Source organism: Streptomyces cyanogenus, from assembly GCF_017526105.1.
In the GTDB taxonomy this organism is placed as follows: domain Bacteria; phylum Actinomycetota; class Actinomycetes; order Streptomycetales; family Streptomycetaceae; genus Streptomyces; species Streptomyces cyanogenus.
Genome location: NZ_CP071839.1, coordinates 1,879,467 through 1,896,777 on the forward strand (window position 1 = coordinate 1,879,467; position 17,311 = coordinate 1,896,777).

At 70.7% G+C, this 17,311-nt stretch carries 15 protein-coding genes; 2 read left to right on the forward strand and 13 right to left on the reverse strand.

Going from position 1 to position 17,311, the window contains the following annotated elements; all coding sequences use genetic code 11:
• Positions 1 to 17 precede the first annotated feature (17 nt).
• The 5 genes from rpsD to S1361_RS08330 all read right to left on the reverse strand — a co-directional run bounded on the left by rpsD (position 18) and on the right by S1361_RS08330 (position 5,199).
• A complete protein-coding gene (gene rpsD, locus S1361_RS08310; RefSeq protein WP_020938857.1) occupies positions 18 to 632 on the reverse strand; it encodes a 30S ribosomal protein S4 in 615 nt (204 codons plus the stop codon).
• A gap of 301 nt (positions 633 to 933) precedes the next feature.
• Positions 934 to 2,289 (reverse strand): replication-associated recombination protein A, encoded by a 1,356-nt coding sequence (locus tag S1361_RS08315; RefSeq protein ID WP_208031201.1) that lies wholly within the window; start codon positions 2,287 to 2,289, stop codon positions 934 to 936.
• A gap of 66 nt (positions 2,290 to 2,355) precedes the next feature.
• A complete protein-coding gene (locus S1361_RS08320; RefSeq protein ID WP_208031202.1) occupies positions 2,356 to 3,012 on the reverse strand; it encodes a vitamin K epoxide reductase family protein in 657 nt (218 codons plus the stop codon).
• 206 nt (positions 3,013 to 3,218) lie between these two features.
• Entirely contained in the window at positions 3,219 to 4,481 is a 1,263-nt protein-coding gene (gene hisS / locus S1361_RS08325) for a histidine--tRNA ligase (RefSeq protein ID WP_208031203.1), read from the reverse strand.
• Between the two features lie 13 nt (positions 4,482 to 4,494).
• Positions 4,495 to 5,199 (reverse strand): MBL fold metallo-hydrolase, encoded by a 705-nt coding sequence (locus S1361_RS08330; RefSeq protein ID WP_208031204.1) that lies wholly within the window; start codon positions 5,197 to 5,199, stop codon positions 4,495 to 4,497.
• A 170-nt stretch (positions 5,200 to 5,369) separates the two neighbouring features.
• On the opposite strand from S1361_RS08330, the gene S1361_RS08335 reads away from it, so the two are divergent.
• Together S1361_RS08335 and S1361_RS08340 are read left to right on the forward strand one after the other, a co-directional pair.
• Positions 5,370 to 6,194: a peptidylprolyl isomerase gene (locus S1361_RS08335; RefSeq protein WP_208031205.1), complete on the forward strand. Its 825-nt coding sequence runs from the start codon at positions 5,370 to 5,372 to the stop codon at positions 6,192 to 6,194.
• Between the two features lie 169 nt (positions 6,195 to 6,363).
• A complete protein-coding gene (locus tag S1361_RS08340) occupies positions 6,364 to 7,593 on the forward strand; it encodes a DUF349 domain-containing protein (RefSeq protein ID WP_208031206.1) in 1,230 nt (409 codons plus the stop codon).
• A 78-nt stretch (positions 7,594 to 7,671) separates the two neighbouring features.
• Here S1361_RS08340 and relA read toward each other — a convergent pair whose 3' ends face one another.
• From relA to ruvC, 8 genes are all read right to left on the reverse strand, one after another.
• Entirely contained in the window at positions 7,672 to 10,206 is a 2,535-nt protein-coding gene (relA, locus tag S1361_RS08345; RefSeq protein ID WP_208031207.1) for a GTP pyrophosphokinase, read from the reverse strand.
• A 532-nt stretch (positions 10,207 to 10,738) separates the two neighbouring features.
• Positions 10,739 to 11,278 carry an adenine phosphoribosyltransferase gene (locus tag S1361_RS08350; RefSeq protein ID WP_208031208.1) on the reverse strand — a complete coding sequence of 180 codons (540 nt, stop codon included), beginning with the start codon at positions 11,276 to 11,278 and terminating at the stop codon, positions 10,739 to 10,741.
• Positions 11,275 to 12,375, reverse strand: coding sequence for a protein translocase subunit SecF (gene secF / locus S1361_RS08355; protein ID WP_208031209.1), 1,101 nt, complete (start codon positions 12,373 to 12,375; stop codon positions 11,275 to 11,277). Before secF ends, S1361_RS08350 begins: the two co-directional genes overlap by 4 nt.
• Positions 12,376 to 12,378: 3 nt before the next feature.
• Positions 12,379 to 14,175, reverse strand: coding sequence for a protein translocase subunit SecD (secD, locus tag S1361_RS08360; protein ID WP_208031210.1), 1,797 nt, complete (start codon positions 14,173 to 14,175; stop codon positions 12,379 to 12,381).
• 142 nt (positions 14,176 to 14,317) lie between these two features.
• Entirely contained in the window at positions 14,318 to 14,821 is a 504-nt protein-coding gene (gene yajC, locus S1361_RS08365) for a preprotein translocase subunit YajC (RefSeq protein WP_208031211.1), read from the reverse strand.
• Between the two features lie 178 nt (positions 14,822 to 14,999).
• Positions 15,000 to 16,091: a Holliday junction branch migration DNA helicase RuvB gene (gene ruvB / locus S1361_RS08370; protein WP_208031212.1), complete on the reverse strand. Its 1,092-nt coding sequence runs from the start codon at positions 16,089 to 16,091 to the stop codon at positions 15,000 to 15,002.
• Between the two features lie 26 nt (positions 16,092 to 16,117).
• Positions 16,118 to 16,723, reverse strand: a complete 606-nt coding sequence (gene ruvA, locus S1361_RS08375) for a Holliday junction branch migration protein RuvA (protein WP_208031213.1) — start codon at positions 16,721 to 16,723, stop codon at positions 16,118 to 16,120.
• Positions 16,720 to 17,259, reverse strand: a complete 540-nt coding sequence (gene ruvC, locus S1361_RS08380) for a crossover junction endodeoxyribonuclease RuvC (RefSeq protein ID WP_208031214.1) — start codon at positions 17,257 to 17,259, stop codon at positions 16,720 to 16,722. Before ruvC ends, ruvA begins: the two co-directional genes overlap by 4 nt.
• Positions 17,260 to 17,311: the final 52 nt, after the last annotated feature.

Below are 17,311 nucleotides of genomic sequence, written 5' to 3' on the forward strand. Positions count from 1 at the left end.
CTGCGCCGGAGCTGGGGTCAGCGGGCGTAGTACTCGACGACGAGCTGCTCGTCGCAGATCACCGGGATCTCCTTGCGGTTCGGCTCGCGGTCCAGGCGGAACGCCAGGGCCTTGAGGTTCACCTGCAGGTAGCGCGGGGTCTCGCCGTCGGGGGCGAAACCACCCTCACGGGCGATCTGGAAGAGCGTCTTGTCCTTGGAGCGGTCGCGGACCTGCACGACGTCGTCCGGGCGGACGCGGAAGGACGGCTTGTCGACCTTCTGGCCGTTGACCTGGATGTGGCCGTGGACGACCATCTGGCGGGCCTGGTAGATCGTGCGGGCGATGCCCGAACGCAGGACCAGCGCGTCGAGGCGGCGCTCCAGCTCGACGATCAGGGCCTCACCGGTCTTGCCCTGGACCTTGGACGCACGCTCGTAGGCGCGGACCAGCTGGCGCTCGGAGATGTCGTACTGGGCGCGCAGGCGCTGCTTCTCCAGCAGACGGACCTTGTAGTCCGAGTTCTGCTTGCGGCCACGGCCGTGCTCACCCGGCGGGTAGGGGCGGGCCTCGAAGTACTTGACGGCCTTCGGGGTCAGCGCGATACCGAGGGCACGCGACTTCTTGACCTTGGGGCGGGACTGGTTCGCCACTCTTATCTCATTTCCTAGTTTCCGGCTTGTCAGGATTAGGGAGGTCGCATCCGCAGCCGGGAAAACCCGTCGGGTCCGCAGGGGACCTGCCGGGCAGCCGCTTCCCTGGTCTGGGCACATACGTGCAGCACGCGAGTGGCCCACCGACCGTCCCGGCACTGCGGGTGGTGGTGGGCTGCCCGCGACACCGTTCGACGGTGCGCGACGCTCCTTGAGGCAGTCCGCGAGGGACTGGGCCTCTGGCTGACCGTCCCGCTCTGACAGCACGGGACTCAGCACTTCGGAGCAGTCTACAGGGTGCTCAGGACCCCTTGCGACCCAGGTGGGTACGGGTCCACTCCACGGCGTCCGCGTACCTGGCCTCGGCGCCGTGCCGGCTCGGCGTGTAGTACTCGCGGTCCTTCAGGGCGTCCGGGGCGTACTGCTGTGCGGCGATGCCCTCGGGCAGGTCGTGCGGGTACACGTACCCCTGCGCGTGGCCGAGCTTGGCGGCGCCCTTGTAGTGCCCGTCGCGCAGATGCGGCGGCACCGGGCCGGCCAGGCCCTTGCGTACGTCGTCCAGGGCGGCGCCGATCGCGGTCGTCGCGGAGTTGGACTTGGGGGCGAGGGCCAGGGCGATCGTGGCGTGGCTGAGGGTGAGGGCGGCCTCCGGGAAGCCGATCATGGCGACGGCCTGGGCGGCGGCGACCGCGATCGGCAGGGCGCCCGGGTCCGCCAGGCCGATGTCCTCGCTGGCGGAGATCATCAGCCGGCGGGCGATGAACCGGGGGTCCTCGCCGGCCTCGATCATCCGGGCCAGGTAGTGCAGGGCCGCGTCGACGTCGGAGCCGCGGATGGACTTGATGAGGGCGCTGGCGACGTCGTAGTGCTGGTCGCCGTCGCGGTCGTACTTCACCGCGGCCCGGTCGACGGTCCGCTCCAGCGTCCGCAGGCTGATCTCGCTCTCGCCCTGGTCCAGGGCGGCCCCGGCGGCGGCCTCCAGGGCGGTCAGGGCGCGCCGGGCGTCGCCGCCGGCGATCCGCAGCAGGTGATCCTCGGTGTCCGCCGGGAGCCCGACGGCGTCCTTCAGGCCGCGTTCGTCGCTCAGCGCGCGCCGGAGCAGGCCGCGGATGTCGTCGTCGGTGAGCGGTTCGAGGGTGAGCAGCAGGGAGCGGGAGAGCAGCGGGGAGATCACCGAGAAGTACGGGTTCTCCGTGGTGGCCGCGATCAGGGTCACCCAGCGGTTCTCCACGGCCGGGAGCAGGGAGTCCTGCTGGGCCTTGCTGAAGCGGTGGATCTCGTCCAGGAAGAGGACGGTCTCCTTGCCGAAGCCGCCGGTGGCCCGGCGGGCGCCGTCGATGACCGCGCGGACCTCCTTGACGCCCGCGGTGATCGCGGACAGCTCCACGAAACGCTTGTTCGTCGCCTTGGACACGACGTACGCCAGAGTGGTCTTGCCGGTGCCGGGCGGGCCCCACAGGATCACCGAGGACGGTCCGGCGGGACCGCCGTTGCCCTCCCCGACCAGTCGGCGCAGCGGGGAGCCGGGGGCGAGCAGGTGCTGCTGGCCCACGACCTCGTCGAGCGTGCGCGGGCGCATGCGCACCGCCAGGGGACTGGCCGCCGGGTCCTTCTCCTGGCGTTCTTCTGCTGCTGCGGTGAAGAGGTCGGGTTCCACGCTGAAACCCTAGAACACCGCACCGACAATCGGGTCCGGGCCGTCAGCCGGCCCCTCCGGACCCGGTCAGCTGGTCCAGAAGTCCCACCAGCGGGTGAGGACCAGCATGCCGATGATGCCGACGTGCACGACCGGCAGCACCCAGGTGAACTCGCCGAAGAAGGACTTCAGCCAGCGCGGCGACGGCAGGAAGTCGTTGCGGATGTTGAACGAGGTGACGTACCAGAACATGATGATCGTGGCGACCCAGGCCAGCGAGCACCACAGGCACAGCGCGTTGATCCGGTACAGGGACTGGAACTGCAGCCAGGTGCAGAAGGCCACGCCGAAGAGGGTGCCGAAGTTGAAGGTCAGCCAGTACCAGCGCGGGAACCGGGCACGGGCCAGCAGGCTCATGCCGACGCAGACGACGATGCCGTAGGCGACCAGGCCGAGCATCGGGTTGGGGAAGCCGAAGGCGGCGGCCTGCTTGCTCTCCATGACGCTGCCGCAGGAGACCACCGGGTTCAGGCTGCACCCCGGGGTGAACGTCTTGCCGGCGACCTTGGCTTCCAGCAGCTTGAACTTGTCGATCGTGATGACCCAGGCGGCCAGCAGTCCGGCCGCGCCGGTGATCACCAGCAGGATGGCGAAGGCACGGCTGCCGCCCACCGCGCGGGGGGCGTCGGCGGCGCGCTCCGGACCGGGCTCCGCGGAGACGTTCTTGACTGTCGTCTTGCTCATCACGCCGATTCCGTCACTTGAGGCTGGGACCATCTTCGGGCAGGGGTCATTGTGCCGCACGTGCCTGTGTCGCACCGTTCGCTTCCCATAAGCATGTACGTACGACAAGTGTCGTCTGCTCGCTTCCGGACAGCCGCGGTGGACCGGAAACAAAAGGCGCCGGACGCCCCCTCGGGGAGCGTCCGGCGCCCACGCGCGCGTGCGGGTCAGCCGAGCCGGGCTTCCAGTTCCGCCACGATCTCGTTGACGCCGATCGCCGTCTGCTCGCCGGACTCCATGTCCTTGAGCTGGACGACGCCCTCGGCGAGGTCGCGCTCGCCGGCGACGATCGCGTACCGGGCGCCCGAGCGGTTGGCGTTCTTCATGGCGCCCTTCAGGCCCTTGCCGCCGTACGCGAAGTCCGCCGCGATGCCCACCTTGCGCAGGTCGGTGATCTTCCCGAACAGCACCCGGCGGGCCTCCTCGCCCAGCGGGACGGCGTAGACCGACGTGGCGGACGGGACGTCCGGTTCCACGCCCTCGGCCTCCAGCGCGAGGACCGTGCGGTCGACGCCCAGGGCCCAGCCGACGGAGGGCAGCGCCGGGCCGCCGATCATCTCGGACAGCCCGTCGTACCGGCCGCCGCCGCCCACCGCGGACTGCGAGCCGAGACCGTCGTGCACGAACTCGAAGGTGGTGCGGGTGTAGTAGTCCAGGCCGCGCACCAGCTTCGGGTCGTCCTCGAAGGAGACACCGGCCGCCGTGATCAGCTCGCGGACCTCCTCGTGGTAGGCCTTGCAGGCGTCGCACAGGTAGTCGCGCAGCAGCGGGGCGCCCGTGAGCTGCTTCTGGACCGACTCGCGCTTGTCGTCCAGGACCCGCAGCGGGTTGATGTCGACGCGCCGGCGCGTGTCCTCGTCCAGGTCCAGGCCGCGCAGGAACTCCTGGAGCGCGGACCGGTACACCGGACGGCACTCCTTGTCGCCCAGGCTGTTGAGCAGGATGCGGAAGTTGCGCAGGCCCAGCGAGCGGTAGGCCTGGTCGGCCAGGATGATCAGCTCGGCGTCCAGCGCCGGGTCCTCGGCGCCGATCGCCTCGGCGCCGACCTGGGAGAAGTGCCGGTAACGGCCCTTCTGGGGGCGCTCGTAGCGGTAGTAGGAGCCGGAGTACCAGAGCTTGACCGGGAGGTTGCCCGACTTGTGCAGGTTGGCCTCCAGCGCGGCGCGCAGCACGGACGCGGTGCCCTCGGGGCGCAGGGCGAGCCTGTCGCCGCCCTTGGTCTCGAAGGCGTACATCTCCTTGGTCACGATGTCGGTGGACTCTCCGACCCCGCGCGCGAAGAGCTCGACGTTCTCGAAGCCGGGCGTCTCGATGTAGCCGTAGCCGGAGTTGCGCAGCGGGGCGGCGATCGCCTCGCGGACCGCGAGGTACTTCGCGGAGTCCGGCGGGATCAGGTCGTAGGTGCCCTTGGGGGCCTTGAAGCTGCTCACGGAAGGTCTCTCGTCACATTCCTCGTCGGGGAGCCTCGGCTCCCTGGCCGGCGGCCACCTGCCGCAGATACGGGTTGGTGGCGCGCTCCCGGCCGATGGTCGTCTGGGGGCCGTGTCCGGACAGCACCACGGTGGAGTCCTCGAGCGGCAGGCACACGCGGGCCAGCGAGTCGAGCATGTCCGCCATGGATCCGCCGGGCAGATCGGTGCGTCCGATGGAGCCGGCGAACAGCAGATCCCCGGAGAAGAACACCGACGGGACGTCGGCGGTCTCGGGCATCCGGAAGGTCACCGACCCCTTGGTATGGCCCGGCGCGTGCGCGACGGAGAACTCCAGCCCGGCCAGCTCCAGGGACGTGCCGTCGGTCAACTCCCTGACGTCGTCCGGCTCCCCCACGGTCAGCTCGCCCATCAGCGGCATGCCGATGGAGCGGCCGAGCGCCTTCTCGGGGTCGCTCATCATGTACCGGTCCTCGGGGTGGATCCAGGCCGGTACGTCGTGCGCCCCGCAGACGGGGACGACCGAGGCCACGTGGTCGAGGTGGCCGTGGGTGAGGACGACGGCGACGGGCTTGAGCCGATGCTTCTCCAGTGCCTCCTCGACGCCTGGGGCGGCCTGGTGGCCCGGGTCGATGATCACGCACTCCTCACCGGCGGCGGGGGCGACGAGATAACAGTTCGTCCCCCAGGCCCCGGCGGGGAACCCGGCAATGAGCACGATCGTCCTTCGTTGTGTCGATTCACAGGTGGCTTCAGCTGCTGTCAGAGCCTACCGGCGCTGCCGTTTCCTCAGCGAACCCATATACGGTACGGGGCTACACGCAGCGGTCGGCTCACGAGGACGTACGCGTACCGCCCGACACACGACACGCATGAGGAGAGAACCCGGTGGTCAGCCAGGAGCAGCGGCGGCGTCAGCTCGCCCGGGAGAAGTTCTTGCGGCAGCAGCAGCGACGCACCGAGGCGCGGCGCAGGTCCCGCGTGCGCAACTCCGTGATCGCGTCGGTACTCGGCGTGGTCGTGATCGGCAGTGTCGCCCTGTACACGACCGGGGTGCTGAAGAACGACGACGACAAGAAGACCAACGCGAGCGCCGAGGTCACCCCGAGCGCGACCCCGACGAGCAAGGCTCCGGACCCGTGCGCCAAGCCGGCGGCCGGCTCGGTGAAGAAGCTGAGCTGGAAGAAGGAGCCGGCGATGACGATCGACACGTCGGCGAAGTACACGCTGAAGCTCGCGACGACGTGCGGCGACATCGGCGTGGCACTGAAGACGTCGGCGGCCCCGCACACGGTCAACTCGTTCGACTTCCTCGCCGGAAAGGGCTACTTCGACCACACCAAGTGCCACCGCCTGACCACCCAGGGCATCTACGTCCTGCAGTGCGGCGACCCCCAGGGCACCGGTATGGGCGGTCCGGGCTACACGCTCCCGGACGAGAACCTCAAGGACCCGAGCCTGAAGAACAACACCTACCCGGCGGGCACGGTGGCGATGGCCAACACCGGCCAGAAGCACACCGGCGGCAGCCAGTTCTTCCTCGTCTACAAGGACAGCCAGCTGCCGCCGAGCTACACGCCGTTCGGCACCATCGACGCGGCCGGCCTGAAGGTGCTGACCAAGATCGCCGCGGCCGGCGACAGCACCGGCGCCGGTGACGGGGCGCCGAACGCGACGGTCGTGATCAACAAGGCCACGGTCAGCAAGTCCTGAGGTCATCGGTCCTGCGGTGACCTGGGGGCGGGAACGGCCGACTGCGGAATTTCGGTCGCGCTGGATGCGGACAGGCAACCCGCTGGTCGCCTATGTTGGCCGTGACGAAACTGTGGACGATGCCCGGGGGTGCTGAGGCCCCCCGCAGGCATCATGTGGAGGAGGCGCTGTGAGCAGCGACCCGTGGGGCCGCGTCGACGAGACGGGGACCGTGTACGTGCGTACGGCCGACGGCGAGAAGGTCGTCGGTTCCTGGCAGGCCGGCTCCCCCGAGGAGGCGCTGGCCTACTTCGAGCGCAAGTACGAGGGCCTGGTTGTCGAGATCGGCCTCCTCGAGAAGCGCGTACGGACCACCGACCTGTCGGCGAAGGACGCCCAGGCCGCCATCGACCACCTGCGCGAGCAGGTCGACGCCCACCACGCGGTCGGTGACCTGGACGCGTTGCGGACGCGGCTGGACAAGCTCGTCGAGACCGTCGAGGCGCGCCGCGAGGAGCGCAAGGCACAGCGGGCCAAGCAGTCCGACGAGGCCCGCAAGGCCAAGGAGGACCTGGTCGCCGAGGCCGAGCAGCTGGCCCGTTCCGACCAGTGGCGGGCGGCCGGTGAGCGGCTGCGCGCGCTGGTGGACACCTGGAAGGGCCTGCCCCGTCTGGACCGCAAGTCCGACGACGAGCTGTGGCACCGCTTCTCGCACGCCCGCTCGGCGTTCTCCAAGCGCCGCAAGGCGCACTTCGCGCAGCTGGACGCGCAGCGCGAGGAGGCCCGCCGCATCAAGGAGCGGCTGGTCGCCGAGGCCGAGGCACTGTCCGGTTCGACGGACTGGGGCCCCACGGCCGCCCGGTACCGCGAGCTGATGGCGGAGTGGAAGGCCGCGGGCCGCGCCCAGCGCGAGCACGAGGACGACCTGTGGAACCGCTTCCGCGGCGCCCAGGACGTGTTCTTCGCCGCCCGCAGCTCGGTGTTCGCCGAACGCGACGCGGAGCAGTCGGAGAACCTGAAGCTGAAGGAGGAGCTGGCCGAGGAGGCCGAGAAGCTTCTGCCGGTCAACGACCTGAAGGCCGCGCGGGCCGCCTTCCGCTCGATCAACGAGCGCTGGGAGGCCATCGGGCACGTCCCGCGGGACGCCCGGCCGAAGGTCGAGGGCCGGATGCACGCCGTCGAGCGCGCGATCCAGGAGGCCGAGGAGGCCGAGTGGCGCCGGACGAACCCGGAGGCACGCGCGCGTGCCGAGGGTCTGACCGGTCAGCTCCAGGCGGCCGTGGACAAGCTCAAGGCGCAGATCGAGCAGGCGCGCGCCCAGGGCAACAACGCCAAGGCCGACAAGCTGGAGAAGGAGCTGGAAGGCCGTCAGGCGCTCCTGGAGCAGGCCCTGAAGGGCTTGCAGGAGTTCGGCGGCTAATCGCCTCGGCAAGCATGCGAAAGGGCCCCGTACGCGCGTACGGGGCCCTTTCGCATGCCGGCCGGCCCGGCGGGCGGTCTACGACCGGGCGCGTCCCGACGTCACGCGGTACACGTCGTACACGCCCTCCACGCCCCGCACGGCCTTCAGGACGTGGCCGAGGTGCTTGGGGTCGCCCATCTCGAAGGTGAACCGGGAGGTGGCCACCCGGTCGCGGGACGTCTGCACGGCCGCCGACAGGATGTTGACGTGCTGGTCGGACAGGACCCGGGTGACGTCCGAGAGCAGGCGGGAGCGGTCCAGCGCCTCGACCTGGATGGCGACCAGGAAGACCGAGGACTGGGTGGGCGCCCACTCGACGTCGAGGATGCGCTCCGGCTCGCGGGACAGCGATTCGACGTTGACGCAGTCGCTGCGGTGGACCGAGACGCCGCTGCCTCGGGTGACGAAGCCGATGATCGGGTCGCCGGGCACCGGCGTACAGCACCGGGCCAGCTTGACCCACACGTCCTCGACGCCCTTGACCACCACGCCCGGGTCGGCGCTGGAGCGGCGCTTGCGACCGCGGGTGCGGGACGGCGGGACCGTCTCGTCGATCTCCTCGGTGGCCGCCTCCTCGCCGCCGAGGGCCTGGACGAGCTTCTGCACGATGTTCTGCGCCGAGACATGGCCCTCGCCGATCGCCGCGTACAGCGCGGAGATGTCCGAGTAGCGCATCTCGTGGGCGAGCGTGACCAGCGAGTCGCCGGTCAGGATCCGCTGGATCGGCAGGTTCTGCTTGCGCATGGCCCGCACGATGGCGTCCTTGCCCTGCTCGATGGCCTCGTCCCGGCGCTCCTTGGAGAACCAGGCGCGGATCTTGTTGCGGGCCCGCGGCGACTTGACGAAACCGAGCCAGTCCCGGGACGGGCCGGCGCCGGCCGCCTTGGAGGTGAAGACCTCCACCAGGTCGCCGTTGTCCAGGGTGGATTCGAGCGGTACGAGACGGCCGTTGACCCGCGCTCCTATGGTGCGGTGGCCGACCTCGGTGTGGACGGCGTACGCGAAGTCGACCGGGGTGGCACCGGCCGGCAACGCGATGACGTCACCCTTGGGTGTGAAGACGAAGACCTCGTTGCGGGACAGGTCGAAGCGCAGGGACTCCAGGAACTCGCCCGGGTCCTCGGTCTCCTTCTGCCAGTCCAGCAGCTGGCGCAGCCACGCCATGTCGTTGAGGTGGTCGTCCTTCTTGCCGGCCTTGGGCACGTCGGTACGGACCTTGGAGGCGCCGGCGACGGCCTCCTGCTTGTACTTCCAGTGCGCGGCGATGCCGTACTCGGCGCGGCGGTGCATGTCGAACGTGCGGATCTGCAGCTCGACCGGCTTGCCGTTGGGCCCGATGACCGTCGTGTGCAGCGACTGGTACATGTTGAACTTGGGCATCGCGATGTAGTCCTTGAACCGGCCGGGGACCGGGTTCCATCGCGCGTGCACGGTGCCGAGGGCGGCGTAGCAGTCGCGCACGGTGTCGACGAGGACACGGATGCCCACCAGGTCGTAGATCTCCGCGAAGTCACGGCCGCGGACGATCATCTTCTGGTAGACGCTGTAGTAGTGCTTCGGGCGGCCGGTGACGGTCGCCTTGATGCGGGCGGCGCGCAGGTCGGCCTGGACCTCGTCGGTCACTATGGCGAGGTACTCGTCGCGCTTGGGCGCGCGCTCGGCCACCAGCCGTACGATCTCGTCGTACATCTTGGGGTAGAGGATCGCGAAGGCGAGGTCCTCCAGCTCCCACTTGATGGTGTTCATGCCGAGGCGGTGGGCGAGCGGAGCGTAGATCTCCAGCGTCTCGCGCGCCTTCTTCTCCTGCTTCTCGCGCTTGAGGTAGCGCATGGTGCGCATGTTGTGCAGGCGGTCGGCGAGCTTGATGACCAGGACGCGCGGGTCCTTGGCCATGGCCACGACCATCTTGCGCACGGTCTCGGCCTGCGCGGCCTCGCCGAACTTGACCTTGTCGAGCTTGGTGACGCCGTCGACGAGGAGGGCGACGGTGTCGCCGAAGTCGCGGCGGAGCTGGTCCAGGCCGTACTCGGTGTCCTCGACGGTGTCGTGCAGCAGCCCGGCCATCAGGGTGGCCGGGTCCATGCCCAGCTCGGCGAGGATGGTGGTGACGGCGAGGGGGTGCGTGATGTACGGGTCGCCGCTCTTGCGCTTCTGGCCGCGGTGCCAGCGCTCGGCGACCTGGTAGGCGCGCTCGATCTGGCGCAGCGTGGAGTTCTCGATCTTGGGGTCGTTGCTGCGCACTATGCGCAGCAGCGGCTCCAGGACCGGGTTGTACGGGTTGGCGCGCTGCACGCCGAGGCGGGCGAGGCGGGCCCGGACACGGTTGGAGGAGCCGGAGCGGGTGGGCTGCGCGGCCGGCTGGCGCACCACGGGGGGCTGTGCCGGGCGCTCGGGCGGGGCCGGCTTGGGGCGCGTGGACTCGGCGCTCTTCTCGACGGGCGCGGACTGGGCGTGCTCGACCGTTCCGCGAGTGTCGTTCTTCACCTGCGGAGTGTTCGGCGCGGGCTTCGCCGCCGGGGCCGAGGCGGGCTCGGGCTTGGCGGCGGTCAGGTGCTGGGCCTCGTCTGGCAAGAGGGCTCCTCGTGCGCGATCCGGGTCCCCCGGTCAGGCTCCGGAGACCCCATGGTATCGATCCTGCGCCCGGTCATCGCCTGCAGGCGACTGTGAGGACCGTCAATCCGTGCAACACGAGAGGCCGCCGTGGGATTCCGGGGAGGCGGGGGCGGGTGGTGCGGGGGCGGCCCGGGGCGGGGTGGATTCCAGGTCCGCCTGCCGAGGCCCCCACCCCGGTGGGCATTCCCCCAGTCGCTGCTCGTACGAATCGTCCGGCCCCGGCGCCCCCGAGCCGTGGCGGGTGCGAACCCGCTCCCCCCAGCCTCCCCGAGCCGGTGCCGGTGCGAACCCGTACCCCTCAGCGTCCCCGAGCCACGCCGGTGCGAACCCGCCCCCCAGCGCCCCCGAGCCGGTGCGGGCGAACCCGTACCCCCCAGCCTCCCCGAGCCGGTGCGGGCGAACCCGCTCCCCTCGGCGTCCCCGAGTGGGTGCCGGGGACGCGGACGGCCGCCCCGGTGGTGTCGGGGCGGCCGTCCGTGGATGTGCGGGGTCAGACCTGGAGGAGGGCCTTGAGCGGGGAGCCGGCCAGGGCCGGTTCCAGGCGGGCGCGACCGTCGAGGAAGCCCAGTTCCATGAGGACCGCGAGGCCGGAGACGTCGGCGCCCGCGCGCCGGATGAGCTGGATCGCGGCCTCGGCGGTGCCGCCGGTGGCCAGGACGTCGTCCACGATCAGGACGCGGTCGCCGGCGGCCAGGTCCTCCGCGTGCACCTCGATCTCCGCCGAGCCGTACTCCAGGTCGTACGCCTGGCGCAGGGTGGCTCCGGGCAGCTTGCCCGCCTTGCGGACCGGGATGAACCCGAGGCCCGCGCGGACGGCGACCGGGGCGCCGAGGATGAAGCCCCGGGCCTCCAGGCCGACGACCTTGGTCGCACCGGTGTCGGCGGCGATCTCGGCCAGCGCGTCGGTGAGCGCGGTGAAGGCCGCCGGGTCGGCCAGGAGCGGGGTGATGTCCTTGAACATCACGCCGGGCTCCGGATAGTCGGCGACGTCACGGATGCGGCTGAGCAGCAGCTCCCTGATGTCGGTCATCGGCGCTTCCCCGGGGTACGGCCACGGCCTCGGCCACGGGCCGCGGGCTGGCTGCGCGGGCCCACCACGGCGGGCGCGGCCTCGTCGGCGTCGTCACCGCCGCGGTCCGCGAGGTCCTCCTCCGCACCGGCCTGGGCACGCTTGGCCAGGACCCGCTTGGTGAGGGCCTTCATCGCCGGCTCGCGCTCCTTGAGGTCGGCGACCAGCGGAGTGGCGATGAAGATCGACGAGTAGGCACCGGCCGCGAGGCCGACGAACAGCGACAGGGAGATGTCGTTGAGCGTGCCCGCGCCGAGGAAGCCGCCGCCGATGAAGAGCAGACCCGCGACCGGCAGCAGGGCGACGACCGTGGTGTTGATGGAGCGGACCAGGGTGCCGTTGATCGACCGGTTGGCGATGTCGCTGTACGTCCAGCGGGTCTGCTTGGTGATGTCCTTCGTCTGCTCCTTCAGGCTGTCGAAGACGACGACCGTGTCGTAGAGCGAGTAACCGAGGATGGTCAGCAGACCGATGACCGTACCGGGCGTGACCTCGAAGCCGACCAGGGCGTAGATGCCGGTCGTGATGGTGATGTCGTGGATCAGCGCGACCAGCGCCGCGATGGCCATGCGCCACTCGAACGCGATCGCCAGGTAGATCACGACGAGGATCATGAAGATCGCCAGGCCCTCCCAGGCCTTGTTGGCGATCTGCTCGCCCCAGCTCGGGCCGACCAGGTCGGCGGCGAGCTTCTCCGGGTCGAGGTTCAGGTCCTTGGCCAGCTCCTGCTTGATCCGGTCCGACTGGTCGGTGTCGATGCCCGCGATCTGGATGCGCAGGCTGCCGTTGCCGAGCTTCTGTACGACCGACTGGTGGCCCGAGGCCTCGTTGGCGTACTCCTCGGCCTTGGCCACCGAGGTGCTCATCTTGGTCGGCGTGGTGAAGACCGCACCGCCCTGGAACTCGATGCCCATGTTCAGGCCGCGCACCGCCAGGCCGAGGATGGCCGTGATGGTGATCAGGATCGAGACGCCGTACCAGACCTTGCGCTTGCCGACGAAGTCGTAAGAGATCTCGCCGCGGTGCAGTCGAGCGCCGAGGTTGCCGAGTTTCGACATCGCTCACGCCTCCTTCGGGTCGGCAGGGCCGGCGACGGGACCGGCGGGACGGCGGGTGCGGCGCAGCGGCGGCTTGGCACCCAGGCTCTTCGGGTCGAGGCCGGACCACTTGTGGCCGTCGGCGAAGAACTTGCGGCGGGCCAGCAGCGTCATCAGCGGCTTGGTGAAGAAGAAGACGACGACCACGTCGAGGAGGGTGGTCAGGCCCAGCGTGAACGCGAAGCCCTGGACCTTGCCGACGGTGACGATGAACAGCACCGCGGCGGCCAGGAACGACACGAAGTCCGAGACCAGGATGGTGCGCCGGGCGCGCGGCCAGGCCCGCTCCACGGCGGGGCGCAGGGAGCGGCCCTCGCGGATCTCGTCCCGGATGCGTTCGAAGTACACGATGAACGAGTCCGCGGTGATACCGATCGCGACGATGGCACCGCAGACGGCCGGCAGGTTCAGCGCGAAGTTGATGGCCGGGCCGAGCAGCGACATGATCACGTAGGTGAGGATCGCGGAGACCAGCAGGGACGCCATGGCCACGATCGACAGGCCGCGGTAGTAGACCACCAGGTAGATCACGACCAGCGCGAGACCGATGGCGCCGGCGAGCAGACCGGCGTGCAGCTGCTCACCGCCGAGCGCGGCGGTGACGGTGGTGACGGACTGCTCCTGGAAGGACAGCGGCAGGGCGCCGTACGACAGCATGTTGGCGAGGCTCTGCGCCTCCTCCTGCTTGAAGCTGCCGGAGATCTCCGCCTGGCCGCCGGTGATGGCGGTGCGCACGTACGGGCTGGAGACGACCTCGCCGTCCAGGACGATGCCGAACTCGTTCTGCGGCGGCTGCTTCTTGGCCAGTTCGCCGGTGATGTCGGCGAACTTCTTGGCCCCGCCGTTGGTGAAGGTCATCTGGACCTGCCAGCCGGAGGCACCCTGGGTGTCGAAGACGGCCTGCGCCTTCTTCACCTCGGTGCCGTCCACGGCGGCCGGGCCGAGGACGTACTTGTACCAGGCGTCGTCGACCTTGCCGCAGGCCACGATGGAGTCGCCGGGCTTGGCGTTCTTGCCGGCGTTGGCGCGGTCGGTGGGCTTGGTGCAGTCCAGGGCCGCGTACTGCGCCTGGAGCTTGCCCGCCGCGTTCGAGCCGCCGCTCGCCGAGGCGGACGGGGTGGCGGACGGGGAGCCCGACGGCTTGCCGCTGCCGGAAGCGCTCGGCGAGGGGGTGGCGTCGGCCTTCAGCGCGTCGCTGACGGCACGGCCCTGAGAGGTCGCCGAGGCCGTGGGGGACGTCGAGCCGGTCGAGGACGCCTTCTCCTTGGAGGAGGCGGTCGACGAGGGGCTGGTGCTCGGCTTCGGCGAGGAGCTGCCGCTGGAGGACGCACTGGGCGAGGGGCTCTTCGCGGCGGCGCCGCTGGGCTCGCTGGCCAGGACCGGCCGGAAGTACAGCTTTGCGGTGGTGCCGACCTGCTCCTGCGCCTCCTTGGAGTTGGTGCCCTTGGGGATGTTGACGATGATGTTGTCGGTCCCCTGGGTCTGCACCTCCGCCTCGGAGACACCCAGGCCGTTGACACGGCGGTTCATGATGTCGACCGCGGTGTCCATGTTGGCCTTGTTGATCGCGGACCCCTGGTCGGCCTTCGCCTTGAGCGTGATGCTCGTACCACCGGCGAGGTCGATACCGAGACGCGGAGTGGTGTGCCCGGAGAGGAACATCCCTCCGGTGAGCGCCACGATGGCGATCAGGATGAGGGCCAGCGAGCGCCCTGGCTTGCTCTGGGCGCTCGCGCTTCGGCCCCTCTTAGGTGCTGCCACCTTCTCGTACTCCCTCTCGGGCCGCCCCGCGCCCGGTCGGCGCGGTCGGCCATGACATGGTGTCGGGCTCCCGTGCGGGAAACAGACGCGCCCGGGACACGCGGGGCGCCATCATGCCGCCGCCGCGCCTCCCGGGGCGTGACTACTTCGCGTCGGAGTCGCCGTCGGTCTTCTTCGGCTCGTCCTCCGCCTTCGCCTCGGCGGCACCGGCCGCGTCGGCGTCCTCGGCGGCGTCCTTCTTACCGAGGTCGATCTTGTCGTCGGAGGCGGCGGCAGCGGCGGCAGGCCCGTCGGTCTCGTCGGTCTCGGTGAGGGAGGAGGCGTCGTCCGGGACGACGTCGGCGTCGGACTTCAGGTCGTGCTCGATGCCGTGGACGATGCGGTTGTACTCGTCGTCGGTGAGGACGGCGCCGATGGCGTTCTTGGCGAAGAGCAGGTCGACGCCCGGTCCGGCGTCGAGGAGGACGGTGTCGTCGTTGACCTCCTTGACCGTCGCGTACATACCCCCGATCGTGCGGACACCGGAGCCGGGCTGCATCTCGTTCCGCATCTGGGCGGCCTGCTGCTGCTTCTTCTTGGCCGAACGCGTCATCAGGAACATCGCCGCGATGAGCACGATGAACGGGAGAAGGGTATAGGCATTCACGGGACGGAATTTCCTTCGCGCGACCGCGCGGGTGAGCGGCCAGTTGGATGGGGGTGTGGTCGGCGCCGCCCACAAGGGCGGCATCGGCGGAGTCTAAGCGAGTCCGCTTGCATGGAACAACGCTCAGCATGGCACCTGGGTTCCTGCCCGGGCCATTGCCCTCGCCGGGCGGCGGCCATCACGCCCCGAACAGGTCCTGTTGTCCGTTTCCCGCGGTCGATCGCGGCGGGGTGAGGCCGAGGTGCGCCCATGCCGCGGGCGTGGCGACCCGGCCGCGGGGGGTACGGGCGAGCAGTCCCTCCCGGACCAGGAACGGTTCGGCGACCTCCTCGACGGTCTCCCGCTCCTCTCCCACCGCGACGGCCAGCGTGGACAGGCCGACCGGTCCGCCGCCGAACAGCTTCAGCAGGGCCTCCAGGACCGCACGGTCGAGCCGGTCCAGACCGCGTGCGTCGACCTCGTACACGGCGAGGGCGGCGGCCGCGATGTCGCGGGTGATCAGCCCGTCGGCCTTCACCTGCGCGTAGTCGCGGACGCGGCGCAGCAGGCGGTTGGCGATGCGGGGCGTGCCCCGGGAGCGGCCGGCGATCTCGGCGGCGCCGTCCGGCTCGATCTCGACGTCCAGCAGGTGCGCCGAGCGGTGGACGACCCGCTCCAGCTCGTGCGGCTCGTAGAACTCCATGTGCGCGGTGAAGCCGAAGCGGTCGCGCAGCGGCGGGGGCAGCAGTCCCGCGCGCGTGGTGGCGCCGACCAGGGTGAAGGGCGGCAGTTCCAGCGGGATCGCGGTGGCGCCGGGGCCCTTGCCGACGATGACGTCGACGCGGAAGTCCTCCATCGCCATGTACAGCATCTCCTCGGCGGGCCGGGACATGCGGTGGATCTCGTCCAGGAAGAGGACCTCGCCCTCCTGGAGGGAGGAGAGGATCGCGGCGAGATCGCCGGCGTGCTGGATGGCGGGGCCGGAGGTGATGCGGATGGGGGCGCCCATCTCGGCCGCGATGATCATCGACAGGGTGGTCTTGCCGAGGCCGGGGGCGCCCGAGAGCAGCACGTGGTCGGCGGTGGCGCCCCGCGCGCGGGCGGCGCGCAGCACCAGGTCGAGCTGTTCGCGGACCTTCTCCTGACCGATGAACTCGCCGAGGTCCTTGGGGCGCAGGGCGGCCTCGACGGCCTGGTCCTCCCGGTCGGCGACCGAGCCCACCAGCCGCTCCGCGGCGGGTCCGGCGAGCCGCTCCTCGCCGGGGGTGCCGGTCGTGTCGTCCCAGTTCACGAAGTTCTCCTAGCGGGTGGCGCGGATCAGCGGGCGCGGTTGAGGGTCTGCAGGGCGGCCTTCAGCAGCTGTCCCACCTGGGGTGTGCCGCCTGCCTCCGCGGCTTGGGGCGCGACGGCGGCCACCGCCTCGTCGGCCTCCCGGGTGGCGTAGCCGAGACCGATGAGCGCCGCGTGCAGCTGGTCGCGCCAGCCCTGGCTGACGGGTGCGCCGACGATGGGGGCGCCGACGGGCTCGCCGAGCCGGTCCTTCAGCTCCAGCAGCAGCTTCTGGGCGCCCTTCTTGCCGATGCCGGGGACGGCGGTGAGGGCCTTCTCGTCGCCGGTGGCGACCGCGCGGCGCAGCGCGTCCGGGGTGTGCACGGCGAGCATCGCCTGTGCCAGGCGCGGTCCGACGCCGCTCGCGGTCTGCAACAGCTCGAAGACCTGGCGTTCGTCGTCGTTCGCGAAGCCGTACAGGGTGAGCGAGTCCTCGCGGACGACGAGGGAGGTGTGCAGCTTGGCCGGCTGGCCGATCCGGAGCGTCGACAGCGTGTTCGGCGTGCACTGGACGGCCATGCCGACGCCGCCGACCTCGACGACCGCTGCGTCCGGGGCGAGCGCGGCGACCGTGCCGCTGACGAAGGCGATCATGCCGTACGGCCTTTCGTTGCGTGGACTGCATGCCGGGCGACGGCCTGCTGGAGTCGGTTCTGGGCGGGGGTCCGCCAGATGTGGCAGATGGCGAGCGCGAGGGCGTCGGCGGCGTCGGCCGGCTTGGGCGGCGCGGCGAGCCGGAGCAGCCGGGTCACCATGGCCCCGACCTGCGCCTTGTCGGCGCGTCCGCTGCCGGTGACGGCGGCCTTGACCTCGCTGGGGGTGTGCAGGGCGACCGGGATGCCGCGCCGGGCGGCGCACAGCATGGCGACGGCGCTGGCCTGGGCGGTGCCCATCACCGTGCGCACGTTGTGCTGGCTGAAGACGCGTTCCACGGCGACGAACTCCGGCCGGTGCTCGTCCAGCCACTGCTCGATGCCCTGCTCGACGGCGAGCAGCCGGTGACCGAGGTCGGCGTCCGCCGGGGTGCGGACGACCCCGACGCCGAGCATGGTGAGCGGGCGGCCCGCGACTCCCTCGACCACGCCGACGCCGCACCGCGTCAGGCCGGGGTCCACCCCCAGAACACGCACGCGCCCCTCCCTCCGATCACCCGATCGCCTGTTCGTGCAGGCTATCGGGTGC

What these genes read in the sequence shown, in the direction of transcription:
- S1361_RS08320 (WP_208031202.1), bottom strand. Translation starts at nt 3,012, where the DNA reads ATGAGCAAGACGACAGTCAAGAACGTCTCCGCGGAGCCCGGTCCGGAG.
- S1361_RS08350 (WP_208031208.1), bottom strand. Translation starts at nt 11,278, where the DNA reads ATGACCGACATCAGGGAGCTGCTGCTCAGCCGCATCCGTGACGTCGCC.
- secF (WP_208031209.1), bottom strand. Translation starts at nt 12,375, where the DNA reads ATGTCGAAACTCGGCAACCTCGGCGCTCGACTGCACCGCGGCGAGATC.
- ruvA (WP_208031213.1), bottom strand. Translation starts at nt 16,723, where the DNA reads ATGATCGCCTTCGTCAGCGGCACGGTCGCCGCGCTCGCCCCGGACGCA.